Below are 19534 nucleotides of genomic sequence, written 5' to 3'. Positions count from 1 at the left end.
TATGTACCTGATCAACGGACAACTTCACGATGACTGCACCCTCGACGTCGCGCTGCAACAGCTGGACCTGGATTTGCCACAACGATTGGCCAGGGCGCTCGATACAACGACTGTGCTTGGCGCAGCAGCCATTTTTGCCGAACGTCTGCAAGACCCGGACATGGCAATGCCCATCGAACCCGAGCAACGCCAGGCACTGATCGGGTTCTGCCAGCCGGACGCGCTGCGGCGCAAGCTTGAGCGCGAACTCGGCGAGCAACCGGGCAGCCTGCGTCGCCTCGACTATCGCCAGTCACGCTTTGAACGCTGGAGCCCGCTGGGCCTGGTGGTTCACATCACCCCCGGCAATGCACCGTTGCTGGCCTTCTGCGCGGTGATCGAAGGCCTGCTGGCGGGCAACGTCAACTGGTTGCGTCCCAGCAGCAGCGATCAGGGGCTGACGGCTCAATTGCTTCATGGCTTGGCGCAGTGCGATGCGACCGGCCAGATCGCCGGGCATATCGCGGTCGTTCCTGCCAGCACCGCCCAGGTCGGCCAATTGTGCCAACGAGCCAACGGCGTGTCGGCGTGGGGCGGTGAATCGGCGCTGCAAGCCATCCGTCAGCAACTGGCGCCCGGATGTCGCTGGATCGACTGGGGTCATCGCATCAGCTTCATCTACCTGACTCCGGCAGCGGCCACGCCAGAAGCGCTGGACGCCGTGGCCGATGAAGTCTGCCGTCTGGACCAGCAGGCCTGCTCCAGTCCGCAATGGCTGCTGGTGGACAGTGACGACGAAAGCATCCTGCGCGCCATCGGCAATGACCTGGCCGAGGCGTTCGAGCGTCGATCCCGACACTGGCCGGTTCTGCTGCCTTCGATTCAGGAGGCCTCTGAAATCACCACCCGCACGGCGATGGCGCGACTGGCCCAGAGCTTCTCCGAGGTCGACGGCCAGGTCTGGCAGGCACCGGACTGGCGCGTCATCTGGACCCACGACCAGCAACTTGCGCCCTCGCCGCTGTTTCGCAGCCTGTTGCTCAAGCCACTGCCACGGGCGCAGGTCAGCGAGCAGCTGTTGCCCTGGCGCAACGTACTGCAAAGCGCCGGGCTGATGTGTGCAGAACACGAAACGGCTGAACTAGCTCAAACACTGATCGCCGCGGGTGTCACGAGGATCACCCCGGTGCAAGCGATTCACGATGGCTACGAAGGCGAACCCCACGACGGCGTATATGCATTGCAGCGCCTGAGCCGGCGCGTATCGGTCAGCCTGCCGGCCATGGCGCTGGCAACCCGCGCCACGCTCGATCCTCTGCCGACGCCACCCTGCGTGGCCAATCTGCCGATCATGAGCAAAGACGCCTTTGTCACCCGCCCGATCCACCCGGCGGCCCGCTTGTACTTCCGCTCCGGCGGCAGCAGCGGCATCCCGGCGTTGTCCGGCTTCAGCTACCGCGACTTCGATCGGCAGATGCGTGCCAGTGCCGACGGTTTGTTCGCGGCGGGTCTCGACCCGAGCCGCGACCGGGTGATGAACCTGTTCTTCAGCGGCGGGTTGTATGGCGGTTTCTTCAGTTTTTCCAAAGTGCTGGAACTGCTGGGTGCCACGCACCTGCCGATGGGGGCACCGGCCGATGACGATTACCGCGAGATCGCGCAGATCATCATCGATCAGCGGGTCACCGTGCTGGTCGGCATGCCCAGCACCCTGCACCGCTTGTTCCTCAACGAGCAGGCACGGCTGCGCGAATATGACGGGATCGAAAAAGTCTTCCTCGGTGGCGAACACCCCGGTGAACAAAGCCTCGCACTGATGCGCGACTGCGGCGTCGGGCTGATCCGCTCGGCCATTTACGGCAGTGTCGACGCCGGGCCGCTCGGCCATGCCTGCCCCGCTACAGGCGATGGCGTGTTTCATCTGATGAGCGATATCCAGCACCTGGAGATTGTGGAATTCGAGTCTGATCGACCGGTGACCGACGGTGAAACCGGGCGTCTGGTGTTCACTTCCATCGAGCGCGAAGGACAGGACGTGCAGCGCTACAACGTCGGTGACAGCGGTCGCTGGCTGCCCGGTGCGTGTGACTGCGGGCTGCCCACGCCGCGCTTCGAACTGCTGCAACGTCACGGCAGATTGATGCGCATCGGCACCGACTTCATCTGCCTCTCGCAACTGGCAGAGCATCTGCAGACCGACTTCCAGCTGATCCTCGAACACGCCCCGGACGGCCTGGAGCGCATGCGCTTTCGCAGCCCACGGCAACCCGATGATGTTCAGCGTCGCCTGCTGGACTATCCGACCTTGACCACTCTTATCCAGACAGGGCTGCTGACCGTTGAGGTAGAGGTCTGCGGCAGCGACGGCTTTACCCGCAACAAACACAGCGGCAAGACGCCGCTGCTGATCGACAACCGGGGCATTGGCCCCTGCGCAGACAGGCAAGGAGCCAATCATGAACACACGGTTTGAACTGCAAGAGCTGATCACGTTTGCACGACAGCATTCCGGGTTTTATACGCGTCACTTCGCTGCACTTCCCCAACCGATCACAGCCCTGGAACAACTGCCGGTGATTGACCCCGTGGAATACTGGAAAGGCAGTCATGACCTCGATCGGTGGCCTGTCCTGACGGCACCGCTGAATGACGCACTGGTTTTCAAGACCGGAGGCACCACCAGCGCCGGCAAGTTTTCACTGTTCCGGCGTGAGGAATGGCAGACGCTGGTCACAGACTTCGGTCGCAGTCTCGGCGCCCGGTTGAGCGCCGGAGACCGGGTCGCCAACCTGTTTTTTGTCGGTGATCTGTATGCCAGCTTCATCTTCACCCACGATGCGCTGGCGCATGTGCAAACCGAGGTCGTCGAGTTTCCCTTCACCGGCCATGTCGACTCGGACAACCTGGCCGATGCGATTGCCCGCCACCGGATCAACGTGCTGGCGGGTCTGCCGGCCCATCTGCTGAGCTTCGCGGCGTGGCTTGAGCAACATGACCGGGTCCTCACTGGCGTCACCGCCCTGCTCTACGCCGGTGAAAGCCTGTTTGACGCCCAGTTGCAACGGCTGGCGCGGGTGTTCCCCAACGCCCGCGTGGCCTCGATCGGCTACGCCAGCGTGGACGCCGGATTCATCGGTGCCAGCCATGGTGACTGCGCCATCGGCGAACACCGGGTTCCCGAATGTCACGCAGTGCTGGAAATTCTCGACGAGCAGACCGGTGAAGTGATCGATGAATGCGACCGGGTCGGACGCCTGGTGATGACCAACCTCACGCGCCGGTTGATGCCGTTGATCCGCTACCCCGTCGGCGACCGTGCGTGCTGGCGAGAGCCGCCTGACACCCCCAGGCGCAAGTTTGCGCTGATGGGCCGCTGCGCCGACAGCCAGCGGGTGCGCGTGGGCATTCTGACTCTGCTGCCGCAATCGATCGGCGAAACCGTGCGGCGCATCACCGGCAGCGACGATTGGCAACTGGTGATCGAGCAGGACGGCGTCATGGATATCCTTCGCCTGCACTGGGCACCGGACGCCCTGTCACCGGCCAACGCTGAAGCCGACCAGACGCTGCACAGCGCCTTGATCGAAGACTATCCGTTGATCGAACAACTGAGCACCGATCACCTGCTGGCGTTGCGGATTCGCTGTTGTACGGTTCAGGAACTGGCACGCCATCCACGCTCCGGCAAACGTCAGCGCGTGCTGGACCGGCGCGTCTACAGCGGCTGCGGCCAGGAGCGTTGCTGATGACATCCATCACCCTGCGCAGTTTTCGCACCAGCGACGCCCCGGCGGTCAGTCGCCTGTTCAGAAAGATCTACGGCGACCATTACGCTCAGCCGCATGTCTATCTGCCCCGCATGATCAAGCAGAACCATGCCGTCGGCCGCTGGCATTCGCTGGTGGCGGTGTCCAACGATCAGGTGGCGGGCCACTCCGCGTTGATTCTCGACAAGGGAACATCCATCGTCGAATTGGCGCTGAGCGTGGTGGATCCGCAGATCCGTGGCCAGAACGTCGCCACGCAACTGGGCCGACACTTGCTGATCCATGCACAGGCGCTTGGTTATCAGGGCGTCACGATCAAGCAGATGACCCATCACCCCTACACCCAGAAGATGGCCGCCGGCCTTGGTTTTCATAACACCGGCTTGTTGCCCGATCATGCACCGTCGCCCTTTGGCAACGCGGTGACGGAATCGCTTGTACTGGGTTACACCCCTGTCGATGGCTATCAGCGCCCGCTGCCGGCCTTGCATTGGCCCGACGAATGCCGTGAATTCATGCAACAGATGTGCGACGTGTTCGGAACACGGTTGAGCGTGTCGCCGTGGGTTGGCGCACCGGCGCAGCTCGAACAGCGCTGGGGGCGATATGACGGGGTATTCAACGAGGTGGACGACAGTTTGCTCAAACAGCTGCAACAACTGCCCGAACATTGGCTGATATCGATCAGGCTCAGGCTGGCGCAGGGTTTCGACAATGCCTGGCGCCGGTTGTCGGCGATGGGTTTCGTGTTCAGCGGACTGGCGCCCGATGACAGAGGTGCAGGCTGGCTGGCGTTGTTTCATCGCGGGTTCCAGCCCAGATCCCTGGCACTGCAGTGCCCGCGAATGCAGCGATTGCATGACGACATGCAGCAACAAATCGCACCGCTGACGGGACTGCAGGTTGGCGGCAACCGCCCATAAACGAAAGGGCCCGCTCCGTTCCCGGTGCGGGCCTTCTGATCATGCCTTGGCGTCGACGCCTTTGTCGGTCGGCGGCTTGCGCTCGCCGCCCTGTCCGTAGGTCTTCAGGTTCTGCAAGACATAGATGGCTTTCTTGTACTCGGGAATCAACGTATTGGCGTACTTGTTGCCCTTGAGATTGTTGTTCTGGATGGTATCCAGTTGCGTTGCGAAGTACTCCAGCGCATTGAACTTGGCGTCCGGATCCTTCTGAATGCCGAAGCGATCAAACTTGTCGCCGGCGTTGAGCAGAGTAATGGACGTGACTTCGGAAATCAGGCCACGGCTGCGCAGCATTGCACTGAGGCTGCCCAATTGTTTGGCCGAAACATTGGTGGGATCGAAACCCTTGATGTTCTTGTGCAGCCCCTGCTTGTCCATCTCGGCGATGCTGATTGCGTTGGGATCGTTGCCGACCAGAGCCAGCATTTGCTTGACCTTCACGCTTTGGGAAACCGGTTTGCTCGAGCTTCCTGTGTCTCGAACCAGCAAACCCGCCTTGGGTTGCCAGGCACCGGTATAGCCGATAGTCATGAGCAGGCTCCTTGCGAGGAAAACATGAAAAATTCCTTGTTGGACGACTTTTGAGTTGCCCGGAGTATCGGCCGGCAAACCAGTGGCACCAACTCCTTTCTGCATTTTTTACAATTTTTGTACATTCACGATACAAACCCGCAACAGCCCCGGAAATGCTGGATCAGAGGGTTCATGACAATCAGATGAAAGTGGGTTTGTTGCTCTAATGTTCGGGACGGTTAGTTCGCATGTATCAGGCCGGATACGTTCCATTGATCGGGATCGCACGTTTTAGGACGAAAGTACCTAAAGCTTCCCGAAGACCCGACGATACGTTAGGAAACCCGCGCTGTTTTTCCCCTGCCCACAATAAGAATCCCTGCTCAAGGACCGGTTTCCATGCCCGCATTCCGCACTATTCAGGCTCGCTACACGCTGTTTCTGGTTCTGTTCATTTTGTTGCTGTCGGTGCTGACCGTGGTCGGCATCAGCCAGCTGGTCGCGCCCAAGCTGCGCCATACCGAAGAACAAGTCGTGCTCAACCGCATTGCGGAAGTGGCCGAGCAGATCCAGGGCGAATTGAACAAGGTCCAGGCGCAACAGCGCAGCATCACCCAGACCATCCCGCTGCTCGACAGCGCGGCCATCGACAGCGTGTTGCCGGGGCTGGTCGATCAATATGGCGAACTGAAAGTGTTCGGCGGCGGCATCTGGCCATTGCCCGGTCAGCGTGAGGCCGGACGCAACAAGTTCAGTACGTTCTGGCACCGGGATGCCTCCGGCAAACTGGCGGTGAACACGTTCTGGAACAGCGACGCGGCCCCCAACTATTACGACCAGAGCTGGTACAAGGGCGGCATGCAGACCCCGCGCGGCCAATGCGCGTGGGCCGCTGCCTATAAAGATGACGCCAGCGCCGAACCGCGCACCAACTGCGCCATGGCCATCCAGAAAAACGGCAGCGCCTGGGGCGTCTCGACCATCGACGTGACCCTGGGCTTCTTCAACGATCTGGTGGCGCGCAAGGAAAAAGACCTCAACGCCGAAATGCTGATCGTCGAGGCTGACGGCAAGATCATCAGCAACAGCTCGCGTATCAACGGGCCGATCGTGCTGAAGAACATCAGCGAACTGGCCGGCGGCTCGACCTTCGCCAGCCAGATCAAAGCCGGGCTGCAAAACCGCGAGCAGGCACAGCGTGTCGAGTTCGACAACCACGGTGAAGCCAGCACCTTCTTCATGCGCCCAATCGAAGGCACCCCGTGGTTCCTCGCCACCGCGCTGCCAACCAAAATGCTCACCGCCCAGCGTGACGACGTGCTCAGCAGCCTGAGTCTGCTGCAGATTCCGCTGGTGATCCTGTTGGTGCTGTTGCAGGTCTACGCGATCCGCCAACTGGTCTCGCGCATGAAAGCGCTGAAGGCCAACATCGATTCACTGTCCAGCGGCGATGCCGACCTGACCCGGCGCATCACCATCCGCGCTGAAGATGAACTCGGTGCCATCGGGCATTCAGTCAACACCTTCATCGCCTACCTGCAGAACATGATCGGCGAAGTGACCCAGGCCACCGGCGCGATGGCCTCGAGCCTCGACAACCTGCAGCGCACCTCGGCGCACACCAGCCAGATTCTGCTGCGCCACGCTTCGGAAACCGACCAGACCGTTACCGCGATCAACGAAATGAGCTCGACCGCCGAAAGCGTCGCGCAGAACGCTGCCGAAACCGCTGCCTTCACCCAGCGCGCCAACGAAAACGCCGACCGTTCCCGCATCGTGGTCGGTGAAGCGTCAGGCAGCGTAGTGGCGTTGATCGACGAAGTGGCCAGCGCCACCCACAAGGTAGAAAGCATGCAGCAGGACGCCCAGCGCATCACCGAAATCCTCGGCGTGATCGGCGCCATTGCCGGCCAGACCAACCTGCTGGCGCTCAACGCTGCGATTGAAGCGGCCCGCGCCGGTGAACAGGGTCGCGGTTTTGCAGTGGTGGCGGACGAAGTGCGTGCCCTCGCTGCCCGCACCCAGGCCAGCACCTCGGAAATCAACGAAATGTTGAGCCGTCTGACCCAAGGTGTGAGTTCCTCGGTCAGCGCCATGGAAAACACTCAGGCCAGTTGTCAGTCAGCCGCCGATGCCACGGCGCGAGTCAACAGTGGCCTCGACGAAATGGCCGGTTCGGTCAGCCACATCAACAGCCTCAGCACCCAGATCGCCACCGCTGCGGAACAGCAAAGCGCAGTCACCGAAGAGATCAACCGCAGCATGGTGCAGATCCGCCACATGGTTGATGAGCTGGTGGAAAGCGGCCAGGCCAGCGAACTCAACACCCGCCAGTTGCTGGAAGCCAATAGCCGGGTGAGCGCGATCATGGGCCGCTTCAAGGTTCGCTGACCGTTTTGTCATCTTGCACTCAGTGGCCTGTCAGCTTTGATCTACGATCATGTTGGCAGGCCTGCCTCGTATCACTTGGAAACACTCCGTTGATGCCAGGCAGGAAAAACCGGTCAAAATGCCTTCCTTTTTGACCGTTCTTCCTCTGAGCCGAGAGCCCTCCATGCGAAACCATCTGCGTCTGGCCGCCCTGAGCGCGCTGTTCATTTCCTCCCTGGCGCAAGCCGCCGACCTTATCCCGATCGAAGTCCACCGCGACGCCAACTGCGGCTGCTGCAAAAAGTGGATCAGCCATCTGGAAGCCAATGGCTTCAAGGTCGAAGACCACGTCGAATCCGACATGAGCAGCTTCAAGCAACAACACGGCGTGCCGCCACGTCTGGCGTCCTGCCACACGGCAATCATCAACGGCAAATTCGTCGAAGGCCACGTTCCGGCGGAACAGGTGCTGGCCCTGAGCAAGCGCGATGACCTGCTGGGCGTTGCCGCACCGGGCATGCCGATGGGCTCGCCGGGCATGGAAATGGACGGCATGAGCGATGCGTATCAAGTGATCGGCCTGAAGAAAGACGGTGCCGATGTGGTGGTGGCGGATTACCCGGCCCATTGATGACGGCGGGTTATCTCGGGCTGTTCCTGGCCGCATTTGGCGCGGCGACCCTGTTGCCGCTGCAATCGGAAGCCGTACTGGTCGGGCTGCTGGTCAGCGATCGTTACTGGCTGTGGGGGCTGCTGGCCGTAGCGACGCTAGGCAATGTCCTCGGTTCGCTGGTGAACTGGTGGCTGGGGCGCGGTCTGGAACGGTTTCAGGATCGGCGCTGGTTTCCGGTCAGTCCGAAGCACATGGCGCGCGCCCGTGTTCATTACCAGCGCTACGGTCACTGGTCGTTGCTGCTCAGCTGGTTGCCGGTCATTGGCGATCCGCTGACGTTGATCGCCGGGGTCATGCGCGAACCTCTCGGACGTTTTCTGTTGATCGTCACTCTCGCCAAAGGCGCCCGCTACGGGGTGCTGGCGATGCTCACCCTCGGCTGGCTCGGTTGAACGATCGGGCCCAAGGATTGCCTGTGTTTAACGTCGCCCTAATCCGGCCGTTCCAGCATCGGCCGATTTCTTGTGGAGTTGTCCTATGTCTGTATCGCTGACCCGCTGGCTGCCCGGCCTGCTGATGACCGCCGCCCTGCCCCTGCTCGCACACGCCGAAGGCCCGCAATACGGCCCGGAACTGCAAGGTTTCGAGTATCCCTACACCCTCAAGCACTTTGCCTTTCAGTCCCAGGGCAAGTCGCTGCAGATGGGTTACATGGACGTCGCCGCCCACGGCAAGGCCAACGGGCGCACCGTGGTGCTGATGCACGGCAAGAATTTTTGCGGCGCGACCTGGGACAGTTCGATCAAGGCCCTGAGCGAAGCCGGTTACCGGGTGGTCGCCCCGGATCAGATCGGTTTCTGTACTTCCAGCAAACCCGACCACTACCAGTACACCTTCCAGCAACTGGCGGCCAACACCCAGCAGTTGCTCAAGACGCTGGGCATCCAGAAAGCCACCCTGCTCGGCCATTCCACCGGCGGCATGCTCGCCACCCGTTATGCGCTGCAATACCCGGATCAGGTCGAGCAACTGGCGCTGGTCAACCCGATCGGCCTGGAAGACTGGAAAGCCCTCGGCGTGCCGTATCGCAGTGTCGACCAGTGGTATCAGCGCGAACTGAAAGTCACCGCGCAGGGCATCCGCGACTATGAACGCACGACCTATTACGACGGTCGCTGGAAACCCGAATTCGACCGTTGGGTGGACATGCTCGCCGGCCTGAGCAACGGCCCGGGCAAGACTCAGGTCGCATGGAACTCGGCGCTGATCTACGACATGATCTTCACTCAGCCGGTGTACTACGAGTTCAAGGACCTGAAGATGCCGACCCTGCTGCTGATCGGCACCTCCGACACCACCGCCATCGGCAAGGACATCGCGCCGCCCGAAGTGAAAGCCAAAATCGGCCACTACGACGTGCTCGGCAAGCAGGTGGCAAAACTGATTCCTCAGTCCACGCTGGTGGAATTCCCCGGCATGGGCCACGCGCCGCAGATGGAAGAGCCTGCGAAATTCCACGAGGCACTGCTGGGCTGGCTGGACAAAACCAATCCCGTTCGTTGAAGAGGTGACGCTGATGGCGGTGCAGATTGCGGTGATCGATGACTGGCAGGACGTCGCGCGGGGCGTAGTCGACTGGTCGATGCTCGACAGTCTCGGCGAAGTCACCTTCGTCCATGAGTACCCGGCGGACAACGCCACGCTGGCCGAGCGTCTGGGCCGGTTTGAAGTGATCTGCGTGATGCGCGAACGCACGCGCTTCGACGAAGACCTGCTCAAACGCTTGCCGAACCTGAAGCTGCTGGTCACCGGTGGCATGCGCAACGCAGCGCTGGACATGCCGGCCGCCGCCCGTCTCGGGATCAAGGTCTGCGGGACCGACAGCTATAAACACGCGGCACCGGAACTGACCTGGACGCTGATCATGGCTGCCACCCGCAATCTGGTGAACGAGGCCAACGCTCTGCGCGCCGGTCAGTGGCAGCAAGGTCTGGGCAGCGACCTGCACGGCAAGACCCTCGGCATTCTTGGCCTTGGCAGCATCGGCCAGCGGGTGGCGCAATTCGGTCAGGTGTTCGGCATGCGTGTGATCGCCTGGAGTGAAAACCTCACCGCCGAGCGCGCTGAACAGGCCGGCGTCACCTATGTCAGCAAGCAGCAATTGTTCGAACAGGCTGACGTGCTGTCGGTGCACCTGGTACTCAGCGACCGCAGCCGGGGTCTGGTCGATGCCCAGGCACTGGCCTGGATGAAACCGACCGCACTGCTGGTCAACACCGCGCGCGGACCGATTGTCGACGAAACGGCACTGATCAAGGCCTTGCAGAAACAGCGCATCGGCGGTGCGGCCCTCGACGTGTTCGATCAGGAACCGCTGCCGGCGCTGCACCCGTTTCGCACCCTCGACAACGTGCTGGCCACGCCCCATGTCGGCCACGTCAGCCGCCAGAACTATGAGCTGTTCTTTTCGCAGATGATCGAAGACATTCAAGCCTGGTCAGCCGGGGAACCCGTCCGCCTGCTCAACTGAAACCCTCGCCTTCGCGGGCACCCCCTGCCCGCGAAGCAGCACCCGCTGTCCGCCCGCCGACACAACTGTCCGCACCGCAACAGTGCGCCCGCACATTCCCGGCGCCCGAAATCGTGACCGTCCGGTCACCATTTTGCATCATAGAACCCGCCAAACGTGCACTTCGTCGGGGCGCACCCTCTCTCAAGGCCACGTATTTCGTGAGCCTGCAACAGATTGTCGAACAATTCATCCGATGACCCTGGCCCGCTCTAGGATCTGGCCTAGACTGATTTTCGCGGGGTAAAACCGGCCGGTCACAAAGTCAAAAATTCGTCGAAACTTTTGCAGATCGCGACGGGTCATCTGATAGGCAGGGCCAAAGCGACTGGTTCAACTCTTGCAATGGCCACCTCACCCATTCTGCTTGCGCGTGTTGGGTAGCGTTTGCTCACCGATGCGTGGCGCGTTTGCGCCCGGCCACAGGACCTGGCCACGGACATCGCTTGTTCAAGACAAGAATCAGATCAAAGAGACGGGAGATTCATATGATCAGTGCGGCATTGGATATTCAGGGAGAACGGGCTCATCAGCCGATGGGTGAATCGAGCACCGTAAGTGTTCCCGGCAGCCGGTCGATCAACGTCCCGAGCACCAAGACGCTGACCCCGATGGCCAGTCAGAACCCCAACAAGAAGAAAGTCTTGTTCGTCACCTCGGAAATTGCCGATCTGGTGAAGACCGGCGGTCTGGGAGACGTTTCAGCCGCCCTGCCCCGCGCCATGGCGCACCTGCATGACGTCCGGGTGTTGATCCCCGGTTACCCGCAAGTGATGAACAGCGAGAATCCGATCCACATCATCGGCGAACTGGGCGGTCACGCCGCGCTGCCGCCCTGCAAGATCGGGCGCATGGACATGCCCGATGGTCTGGTGATTTATGTGTTGATCTGCCCTGAACTTTACGCTCGTGACGGTGGCCCGTATGGCGCCAACAACGGCCGCGACTGGCCGGACAACCACATTCGCTTCGCCCGCCTGGGCCTGGCCGCCGCCGATATCGCGGCCAACCTCGCACAAATCCACTGGTGCCCGGATCTGGTGCACGCCCACGACTGGCCGGCCGGGTTGGCGCCTGCCTATATGCACTGGCGCGGGCAACGCACACCGACCCTGTTCACCATTCACAACCTCGCTTATCAAGGCGTGACCAGCCTCGGTTCGTGCCCGGAACTCGGGATCCCCGCTCATGCCCTGCAACAGGAAGGCATGGAGTTCTACGGCAAGATGTCGTTCCTCAAGGCCGGCATGGCTTATTCGAGCCACATCACCACGGTCAGCGCCACCTACGCGCAGGAAATCACCACCCCGGATTTCGGCTGCGGTCTCGACGGTTTTCTCGCCGCCAAGACCCAGCAAGGTTTGCTCAGCGGCATTCCCAACGGCATCGATGAAAGCTGGGATGCCGCCACCGACCCGCACCTGTTTGCACCATTTGCCATTGGCGACTGGGAAGGCAAAGCCGTGAACGCCGCCCACGTGCGCGAACTGTTCGGTCTGCATGACTCCGAGGGCCCGCTGTTTGCCGTGGTCTCGCGTCTGGTTTATCAAAAAGGTTTGGACCTGACCGAGGCGGTGTCGGAATACATCGTCCAGAACGGTGGCCAGATCGCGATCATCGGCCGTGGCGAACCGGAAGAAGAACAAGCCATGCGCGAACTGGCGCTGCGCTTCCCCGGCCAGATCGGTGTGCGCATCGGCTTCAACGAAACCGACGCCCGCCGCATGTTCGCCGGCAGCGATTTCCTGTTGATGCCATCGCGTTATGAGCCCTGCGGTCTGAGCCAGATGTACGCCCAGCGTTTCGGCTCGCTGCCGGTGGCGCGCAACACTGGTGGGCTGGCCGACACCATTGAAAACGGCGTCACCGGTTTCCTGTTCAACGAATCCACCGCCGACAGCTACCGCGAAGCCCTGAGCCGCGCGTTCAAGGTGTTTGCCTTCCCCGAACTGCTCAATGCCATGCGTTGCCGGGCGATGGCCGCACCCTTCAACTGGTGCAAGGCGGTCGAACCTTACGCCGAACTCTACGAACGACTGGTGGCCAAGGCGCTGGGTAAAACGCACCACAAATAACCAGGGAGGTTTTCAACGATGCCGTCACGGACACCTGAGAGCTGGCCCCACGGCGCGATCATGCTGGATGCCGAGCACACCCAATTCGCGTTGTGGGCGCCGGATGCGTTTTACGTCAGCGTCGAGCTGGACAACGGCCAGTCCCTGCCGATGCTGCCGCAGGGCGATGGCTGGTTTGTCATCAAGACCCGCTGCCCTGCCGGCAGCCGCTACCGTTTCAACATCGATGGCGAACTGGAGGTGCCCGACCCGGCCTCCAGGGCGCAGGACGGTGACCTCGACCGCCACAGCGTGGTGGTCGATCCGCACCTCTATTCCTGGCGCAACACGACCTGGCAAGGGCGCCCCTGGAATGAAGCGGTCATTTATGAACTGCATGTCGGCGCGCTCGGCGGATTTGCCGAAGTCGAGCAGCATCTCTCACGCCTCGCGGAGCTCGGCATCACCGCCATCGAACTGATGCCGATCGCGCAGTTTCCCGGCGATCGCAACTGGGGCTACGACGGCGTGTTGCATTACGCGCCACAAGCCAGCTACGGCACGCCGGAACAACTCAAACATCTGATCGACAGCGCCCACGGTTATGGTCTGGCGGTGATTCTTGATGTGGTCTACAACCACTTCGGCCCCGACGGCAATTACCTGCACCGCTACGCCAAGGGCTTTTTCCGCGAAGACAAACACACGCCGTGGGGCGCGGCCATCGACTTCCGTCGTCGCGAAGTGCGGGACTTCTTCGTCGAAAACGCGTTGATGTGGCTACTGGAATACCGTTTCGACGGCCTGCGCCTGGATGCGGTGCACGCCATTCAAAGCCCGGATTTTCTGCCTGAACTTGCCCGTCGCATACGTCAGCAGATCGACCCGTCCCGGCATGTGTGGCTGACCATCGAAAACGAACTCAACCAATCCAGCCTGCTTGAGGAAAATTACGACGCGCAGTGGAACGACGATGGCCACAACGCCCTGCATGTATTACTGACCGGTGAAACCGACGCCTACTACGCGGACTATGCACTGCAACCCACCGAACAACTGGCCCGCTGTCTGAGCCAGGGTTTCGTGTTTCAGGGTCATATCACCCGCCACGGGGAGCTCCGTGGCGAGCCAAGCGAGCATCTGCCATCCACCGCCTTCGTGCTGTTCCTGCAGAATCACGACCAGATCGGCAATCGCGCCTTCGGCGAGCGCCTGCATCAATTAGCCGAGCCGCGCGCGGTGGACGCTGCGACAGCGTTGTTGTTGCTGTCGCCGATGATTCCCCTGATGTTCATGGGCGATGAATACGCGGCCCAACAGCCATTCCTTTTCTTCACCAGCCACCATGGCGAACTGGCGAAACTGGTGCGCGAAGGTCGGCGCAATGAGTTCGCGGCGTTCAGTGCCTTCTCGGATCCGCACAAGCGTGAACAAATTCCCGACCCCAACGCCGAGCAGACCTTTCACGCCTCACAACCTCGCCTGACGGGTAACGGCACGCCTCGGCAACAGGCGACGCTGGCGTTGTATCGCCAGCTTCTGCAACTGCGCCATCAATACATCATTCCCAACCTGTCCGGCACTCAAGCCCTCGGCGCCCAGGTGCTGGGGCCTGGCGCCGTCAGTGCGCGCTGGCGGCTGGGCGATGGCAGCGAGCTGCGAATCGACCTGAACCTCAGCGATACGCCAGTGGTCAACCTTCCACAGGCTGATTCGGCGTGGCTGTTTCGTCAGCCATCCGACGCTGGCCTGTCGGATGAGGGGCAACTGCCCCCGTATTGCGCGCTCGTCAGCCTCACGGCCGCAACCCCTTTGCCCCCCTTGGATGGAGAGCGCCTATGAGTGATGCGCAACTGGAAATTCTCGCCAGCCGAGCCGGCCTTGCCGTCGACTGGATCGACGCCAACGGGCGAGCGCAAAAAGTCGCCCCGGCGGTGCTGCGCAATGTGCTGATCGGCCTCGGTCACCCGGCCGGAACGGCTCAGGAAATCGACGCCAGCCTGCTTGAACTGCAACAGGTACAGGAAAATCGCCATCTACCGCCACTGCTCACTGCCGATGTTGGCGTGGGCGTGGACCTGGCCCGTTATTTCGAACCCGAGACCCCTTGCGAGATTCACCTGGAAGACGGCTCGCGCCTGAGTCTCAAGCTGGATGCCGAGGCCGTGTTGCCCGGCGAAATTCCGGTCGGCTATCAGCAAGTGCACATCGCCGATCAGCAATTCACCCTGGCCGTGGCACCGGAACGCTGCTTCAGCGTGGGTGACGCGGTGGACAGCCCGATCCCACGCGCGTGGGGCCTGAGCGTGCAGCTTTATGGCCTGCGCCGCCCCGGCGATGGCGGTTTCGGCGACACCCAGGCCTTGGAAGAACTGGCCCGTGTGGCCGGTGAGCGCGGGGCCGATGCCTTGGCGATCAGCCCGCTGCACGCGATGTTCAGCGCCGACACCGGGCGCTACAGCCCCTACTCGCCGTCCAGTCGGCTGTTTCTCAATCCGCTGTATGCCGCACCCGGCGCGATCCTCGGCGAGCGCGCCCTGCGCGATGCGATTGACGCGGCCGGGCTGACCGAGCAGTTCGAGCAACTGCAAAACCTGAAACTGATCGACTGGCCGAAAGCGGCCGAGGCCAAACTGAAACTGCTGCAAGCCTTGTACGACGGCTTCATCAGCGGCGAACACCCGTTGCACGCCGACTTCTCCAGCTTTCGTGATGCTGGCGGCGAAGCGCTGGAAAACCACTGCCGCTTCGAAGCTATCCAGGAAATGCGCGCCGCCCGTGGTGAGAGCCTCGACTGGCGCCAATGGCCGGAGCACTGGCACGACCCGCGCGGCGCTGCCCTCGGCGCATTTGCCGAGGAATACGCCGAGCGCATCAGCTACTTCGCATTCTGCCAATGGTTGATCCACCGCTGCCTGGAGCGCGCCCAGACCGCCGCCCGCAGCGCCGGCATGGGTATCGGCCTGATCGCCGACCTGGCGGTGGGTGCCGACGGTGCCGGCAGCCAGGCCTGGAGCTTTCAGGACGAGTTGCTCGCCTCGCTGACCGTCGGCGCGCCGCCGGACATCCTCAATCGCTCAGGCCAGGGCTGGGGCATTTCCGCGTTTTCCCCGGAAGGTCTGGTGCGCAACGGCTTTCGTGCGTTCATCGACATGCTGCGCGCCAACTTCGCCCACGCCGGCGGGCTGCGCATCGACCATGTCATGGGCCTGCAACGGCTGTGGGTGATTCCCAACGGCGCGGTCCCGGCGGACGGCGCCTACCTGTATTACCCGGTGGATGACCTGTTGCGTCTGTTGACTCTCGAATCCCATCGCCATCAAGCGATCGTGCTCGGCGAAGACCTCGGCACCGTGCCCGATGGCCTGCGGGAAAAACTCATCGCCCGCGCCATGCTCGGCATGCGCGTGCTGTTGTTCGAACAGGACAACACCTTTTTCAAACCGATCCTCGACTGGCCGGACAACGCGCTGGCCACCACCAGCACCCACGATCTGCCGACCCTCAACGGTTGGTGGCATGGTCGCGACATCGACTGGAATGCGCGACTGGGACTGATCGACGCCAACGGCGAAATCGACTGGCGCCGTTACCGCGAACGCGAGCGTGAAGGCCTGCGCAATGCCCTGAGCCAGGACCCGCAGAACTTTCGCGAGGAATCCCACGAGGCCGATCAGGTGGTCGACGCCGCGGTGCGTTTCCTCGGCCACACCCGTGCGCCGTTGGTTCTGCTGCCGTTGGAAGATGCGCTGGGGCTCGACGAGCAGGCCAACCTGCCCGGCACCATCGACACCCACCCCAACTGGTCGCGCCGCTTGCCGGCCACCAGTGAGACGCTGCTCGACGGTGTCGACGCCGCAAGACGCCTGGAACTATTGGCGTGTGCCCGCCTTCAGGCAGCCGAGCGTGACCAATGAGTGCATTGCCTATCCAGACCCTGCGCGCCACGGTTCGCCTGCAATTTCACCGAGGCTTCACCCTCGATCAGGCGGTACCGCTGGTGCCGTATTTCTCTCGACTCGGCATCAGCCACATTTATGCCTCGCCGCTGCTGGCCGCACGCGCCGGCTCCATGCATGGCTACGATGTGGTCGATCCGACCCGGGTCAATCCGGAACTCGGCGGCGAACCAGCCTTGCGTCGTCTGGTCGCCAGCCTGCGCGAGCACGGCATGGGGCTGATCCTCGACATCGTCTCCAATCACATGGCGGTCGGTGGCGGTGACAACCCGTGGTGGCTCGACTTGCTGAAATGGGGCCGACTGAGCCCCTACGGCGAGTTCTTCGACATTCAGTGGCACTCGCCCGATCCGCTGATGGAAGGCCAGTTGCTGCTGCCGTTTCTCGGCAGCGACTACGGTGTCGCATTGCAGGACGCGACTCTGCCGCTGCTGTTCAATGCCGAGAGCGGCACTTTCCATGTCGAGCATTACGAGCATCACTTCCCGATCTGCCCTACCGATTACGGCGAACTGCTCAGATCCGATGACAGCCCGAACGACGCGCTCAAGGCCCTCGCCGACCGTTTCAGCGCGCTCGGCTATCAGACCGACGCCCGCTCACTGGCCCTCCCGCTCAAGGAAGAGCTCCAGCAACTGGCCAGCGACCCGCACATTCTGCAAGCCATTGAGCGCAACCTGACGCACTACGATTCGAAAACCGAAGAAGGTTTTCAGCGCCTGCACCAATTGCTGGAAAGGCAAAGCTATCGCCTGGCGAGCTGGCGCACGGCGGCGGATGACATCAACTGGCGGCGCTTCTTCGACATCAACGAACTCGGCGGTTTACGGGTCGAGCGTCCGGCAGTGTTCGAGGCCACCCACGGCAAGATCTTCCAGTTGATCGGCGAAGGCCTGATCGACGGCCTGCGCATCGACCACATCGACGGCCTCGCCGACCCGCGCGGCTACTGCCGCAAACTGCGCCGTCGTCTTGACCATCTGGCGCCGGGCCGGCACTTGCCGATTTACGTCGAGAAGATTCTCGGCGAGGGTGAAACCCTGCCCACCGACTGGTCCGTGGACGGCAGCACCGGTTACGAGTTCATGAACCAGCTGTCGCTGCTGCAACACGATCCCGACGGCGAACATGTCCTCGGTGATTTGTGGAAACGCCGCACCGAACGCCCTTCGGCGTTTATCGAAGAGGCGCAACTGGCGCGCCAGCAGATCCTCAATGGTTCGCTGGCCAGCGATTGCGAAAGCGTTGCTCAGGCCCTGCTGCAAGTGGCGCGCGACGACCTGATGACCCGCGACCTCACGCTCGGCTCGATCCGCCGAGTGTTGCAGGCGTTGATCGTGCACTTCCCGGTGTATCGCACCTACATCACCCCGATGGGCCGCTCGGCGCGCGACGAGGTGTTTTTCCAGCAGGCCATGGACGGTGCGCGGCAGACTTTGAGCGAAGCCGATTGGCCAGTGCTGGACTCCGTAGCCGGTTGGCTTGGCGGCCAGCCGTGGCGGCGCAAACCCCGTGGCCGTTCGCGCAAAATCCTCAAGCATGCCTGCGTGCGCTTTCAGCAACTCACTTCACCGGCCGCCGCCAAAGCGGTGGAAGACACCGCGCTGTATCGCTCGGCGGTGCTGCTGTCGCGCAATGACGTCGGTTACAACACCGAGCAGTTCAGTGCGCCGGTCAGCGACTTTCACGCGGTGAACCAGCAACGTCTGGCGAGCTTCCCGGACAACCTGCTGGCCACCGCCACCCACGACCACAAACGCGGCGAAGACACCCGCGCGCGACTGGCCGTACTCAGCGAACGCAGCCACTGGTACGCCGAGCAGATCGAGCTGTGGCGCGCCCTCGCCCGACCGCTGCGCCATGACGATCAGCTGCCGTCGTCGGCGGACGAATTGATCCTCTATCAAGCGCTGCTCGGCAGTTGGCCGCTTGACCTGCGCGACGACGATCAGGCCGGTTTCGCCGAGTACGCCAAACGTATCTGGCAGTGGCAGCAGAAAGCCCTGCGCGAAGCCAAGCTGCAAAGCAGCTGGAGTGCGCCGAACGAGGCTTACGAAAACGCCGCTCAAGCGTTCACCGAACAATTGCTGCTGGCCCCCGAAGGTGAACTGCTGCGCGGGGCGCTGGCCAAGACCGTCAACAGCATCGCGGCGGCCGGCGCCCTCAACGGTCTGGCGCAAACCTTGCTGCGCATGACCGTGCCGGGGGTGCCGGATCTGTATCAGGGCAACGAGTTCTGGGATTTCAGTCTGGTCGATCCGGACAATCGGCGGCCCGTCGACTATGCCGCCAGGCAGCAGGCGCTGGAGGCACCAGGGCCGGTTCAGGAGCTATTGGAGAACTGGCGCGACGGGCGAATCAAGCAAGCATTGATCGCCGAGGTGCTGCGCCTGCGCGCCGACGACACCGAGTTGTTTCGCCGTGGTTCGTACCAGGCCCTCGAGGTACTGGGCAGCCAGGCGCACAACGTGCTCGCGTTTGCCCGCGAGCATGGGGAGCGACGGATCATCGTGATCGTGCCGATCCGTTGCGCAACATTGATGGAAAACAGTGCTGTGCCGATGGTTGATGCGCTGCGCTGGGGCGATACACGGGTGGTTTTACCGTTCGACGCCTCTGACGAAAATCTGAAGGGACTTTTTTCGAGCACCGCAGTCACAAAAAACAGGGAGCTGCAGGTCAGCGCCGCGCTGGGGGATTTCCCGGTCAATCTGCTTATCCAACACGTCTAGCAGCATGAGTTCA

General features: G+C 62.2%; 13 protein-coding genes. 12 read left to right on the top strand and 1 reads right to left on the bottom strand.

The window, feature by feature from the left end:
• Position 1 precedes the first annotated feature (1 nt).
• The 3 genes from JKA62_RS14200 to JKA62_RS14190 are packed head-to-tail and all read left to right on the top strand — an operon-like array spanning position 2 to position 4669.
• Positions 2–2452 (top strand): aldehyde dehydrogenase family protein, encoded by a 2451-nt coding sequence (locus tag JKA62_RS14200; protein ID WP_201818315.1) that lies wholly within the window; start codon positions 2–4, stop codon positions 2450–2452.
• Positions 2436–3725: a phenylacetate--CoA ligase family protein gene (locus JKA62_RS14195; protein ID WP_041475258.1), complete on the top strand. Its 1290-nt coding sequence runs from the start codon at positions 2436–2438 to the stop codon at positions 3723–3725. The genes JKA62_RS14200 and JKA62_RS14195 overlap by 17 nt, the downstream gene beginning before the upstream one ends.
• Entirely contained in the window at positions 3725–4669 is a 945-nt protein-coding gene (locus JKA62_RS14190; protein ID WP_201818314.1) for a GNAT family N-acetyltransferase, read from the top strand. Before JKA62_RS14195 ends, JKA62_RS14190 begins: the two co-directional genes overlap by 1 nt.
• 39 nt (positions 4670–4708) lie before the next feature.
• Here JKA62_RS14190 and JKA62_RS14185 read toward each other — a convergent pair whose 3' ends face one another.
• On the bottom strand, positions 4709–5242 hold the full coding sequence (locus tag JKA62_RS14185; RefSeq protein ID WP_011333974.1) for a hypothetical protein: 534 nt from the start codon (positions 5240–5242) through the stop codon (positions 4709–4711).
• Between the two features lie 381 nt (positions 5243–5623).
• On the opposite strand from JKA62_RS14185, the gene JKA62_RS14180 reads away from it, so the two are divergent.
• From JKA62_RS14180 to JKA62_RS14140, 9 genes are all read left to right on the top strand, one after another.
• Positions 5624–7615, top strand: a complete 1992-nt coding sequence (locus JKA62_RS14180; protein WP_201818313.1) for a methyl-accepting chemotaxis protein — start codon at positions 5624–5626, stop codon at positions 7613–7615.
• 163 nt (positions 7616–7778) lie between these two features.
• Positions 7779–8225, top strand: coding sequence for a DUF411 domain-containing protein (locus tag JKA62_RS14175; RefSeq protein ID WP_007957572.1), 447 nt, complete (start codon positions 7779–7781; stop codon positions 8223–8225).
• Complete coding sequence (locus tag JKA62_RS14170) at positions 8225–8659, top strand: YqaA family protein (protein ID WP_011333971.1); 435 nt, start codon at positions 8225–8227, stop codon at positions 8657–8659. The genes JKA62_RS14175 and JKA62_RS14170 overlap by 1 nt, the downstream gene beginning before the upstream one ends.
• An 85-nt stretch (positions 8660–8744) precedes the next feature.
• On the top strand, positions 8745–9770 hold the full coding sequence (locus JKA62_RS14165; protein WP_201818312.1) for an alpha/beta fold hydrolase: 1026 nt from the start codon (positions 8745–8747) through the stop codon (positions 9768–9770).
• A gap of 13 nt (positions 9771–9783) precedes the next feature.
• Positions 9784–10737: a D-2-hydroxyacid dehydrogenase family protein gene (locus JKA62_RS14160; RefSeq protein WP_201818311.1), complete on the top strand. Its 954-nt coding sequence runs from the start codon at positions 9784–9786 to the stop codon at positions 10735–10737.
• Positions 10738–11264: 527 nt separating this feature from the next.
• Positions 11265–12851 (top strand): glycogen synthase GlgA, encoded by a 1587-nt coding sequence (glgA, locus tag JKA62_RS14155; protein ID WP_201818310.1) that lies wholly within the window; start codon positions 11265–11267, stop codon positions 12849–12851.
• An 18-nt stretch (positions 12852–12869) separates the two neighbouring features.
• Complete coding sequence (treZ, locus tag JKA62_RS14150; RefSeq protein ID WP_011333967.1) at positions 12870–14672, top strand: malto-oligosyltrehalose trehalohydrolase; 1803 nt, start codon at positions 12870–12872, stop codon at positions 14670–14672.
• Positions 14669–16747 (top strand): 4-alpha-glucanotransferase, encoded by a 2079-nt coding sequence (gene malQ / locus JKA62_RS14145; RefSeq protein ID WP_011333966.1) that lies wholly within the window; start codon positions 14669–14671, stop codon positions 16745–16747. Before treZ ends, malQ begins: the two co-directional genes overlap by 4 nt.
• Positions 16744–19521 carry a malto-oligosyltrehalose synthase gene (locus JKA62_RS14140; protein WP_011333965.1) on the top strand — a complete coding sequence of 926 codons (2778 nt, stop codon included), beginning with the start codon at positions 16744–16746 and terminating at the stop codon, positions 19519–19521. The genes malQ and JKA62_RS14140 overlap by 4 nt, the downstream gene beginning before the upstream one ends.
• Positions 19522–19534: the final 13 nt, after the last annotated feature.

This window comes from Pseudomonas sp. B7 (genome assembly GCF_016735645.1).
Classification (GTDB): Bacteria; Pseudomonadota; Gammaproteobacteria; order Pseudomonadales; family Pseudomonadaceae; genus Aquipseudomonas; species Aquipseudomonas glycinae.
This window is presented reverse-complemented; position numbering and strand designations above follow the sequence as displayed.

What these genes read in the sequence shown, in the direction of transcription:
- JKA62_RS14195 (WP_041475258.1), top strand. Translation starts at nt 2,436, where the DNA reads ATGAACACACGGTTTGAACTGCAAGAGCTGATCACGTTTGCACGACAG.
- JKA62_RS14175 (WP_007957572.1), top strand. Translation starts at nt 7,779, where the DNA reads ATGCGAAACCATCTGCGTCTGGCCGCCCTGAGCGCGCTGTTCATTTCC.
- JKA62_RS14160 (WP_201818311.1), top strand. Translation starts at nt 9,784, where the DNA reads ATGGCGGTGCAGATTGCGGTGATCGATGACTGGCAGGACGTCGCGCGG.
- malQ (WP_011333966.1), top strand. Translation starts at nt 14,669, where the DNA reads ATGAGTGATGCGCAACTGGAAATTCTCGCCAGCCGAGCCGGCCTTGCC.
- JKA62_RS14170 (WP_011333971.1), top strand. Translation starts at nt 8,225, where the DNA reads ATGACGGCGGGTTATCTCGGGCTGTTCCTGGCCGCATTTGGCGCGGCG.
- JKA62_RS14190 (WP_201818314.1), top strand. Translation starts at nt 3,725, where the DNA reads ATGACATCCATCACCCTGCGCAGTTTTCGCACCAGCGACGCCCCGGCG.
- treZ (WP_011333967.1), top strand. Translation starts at nt 12,870, where the DNA reads ATGCCGTCACGGACACCTGAGAGCTGGCCCCACGGCGCGATCATGCTG.
- JKA62_RS14185 (WP_011333974.1), bottom strand. Translation starts at nt 5,242, where the DNA reads ATGACTATCGGCTATACCGGTGCCTGGCAACCCAAGGCGGGTTTGCTG.
- JKA62_RS14140 (WP_011333965.1), top strand. Translation starts at nt 16,744, where the DNA reads ATGAGTGCATTGCCTATCCAGACCCTGCGCGCCACGGTTCGCCTGCAA.
- JKA62_RS14165 (WP_201818312.1), top strand. Translation starts at nt 8,745, where the DNA reads ATGTCTGTATCGCTGACCCGCTGGCTGCCCGGCCTGCTGATGACCGCC.
- glgA (WP_201818310.1), top strand. Translation starts at nt 11,265, where the DNA reads ATGATCAGTGCGGCATTGGATATTCAGGGAGAACGGGCTCATCAGCCG.
- JKA62_RS14200 (WP_201818315.1), top strand. Translation starts at nt 2, where the DNA reads ATGTACCTGATCAACGGACAACTTCACGATGACTGCACCCTCGACGTC.
- JKA62_RS14180 (WP_201818313.1), top strand. Translation starts at nt 5,624, where the DNA reads ATGCCCGCATTCCGCACTATTCAGGCTCGCTACACGCTGTTTCTGGTT.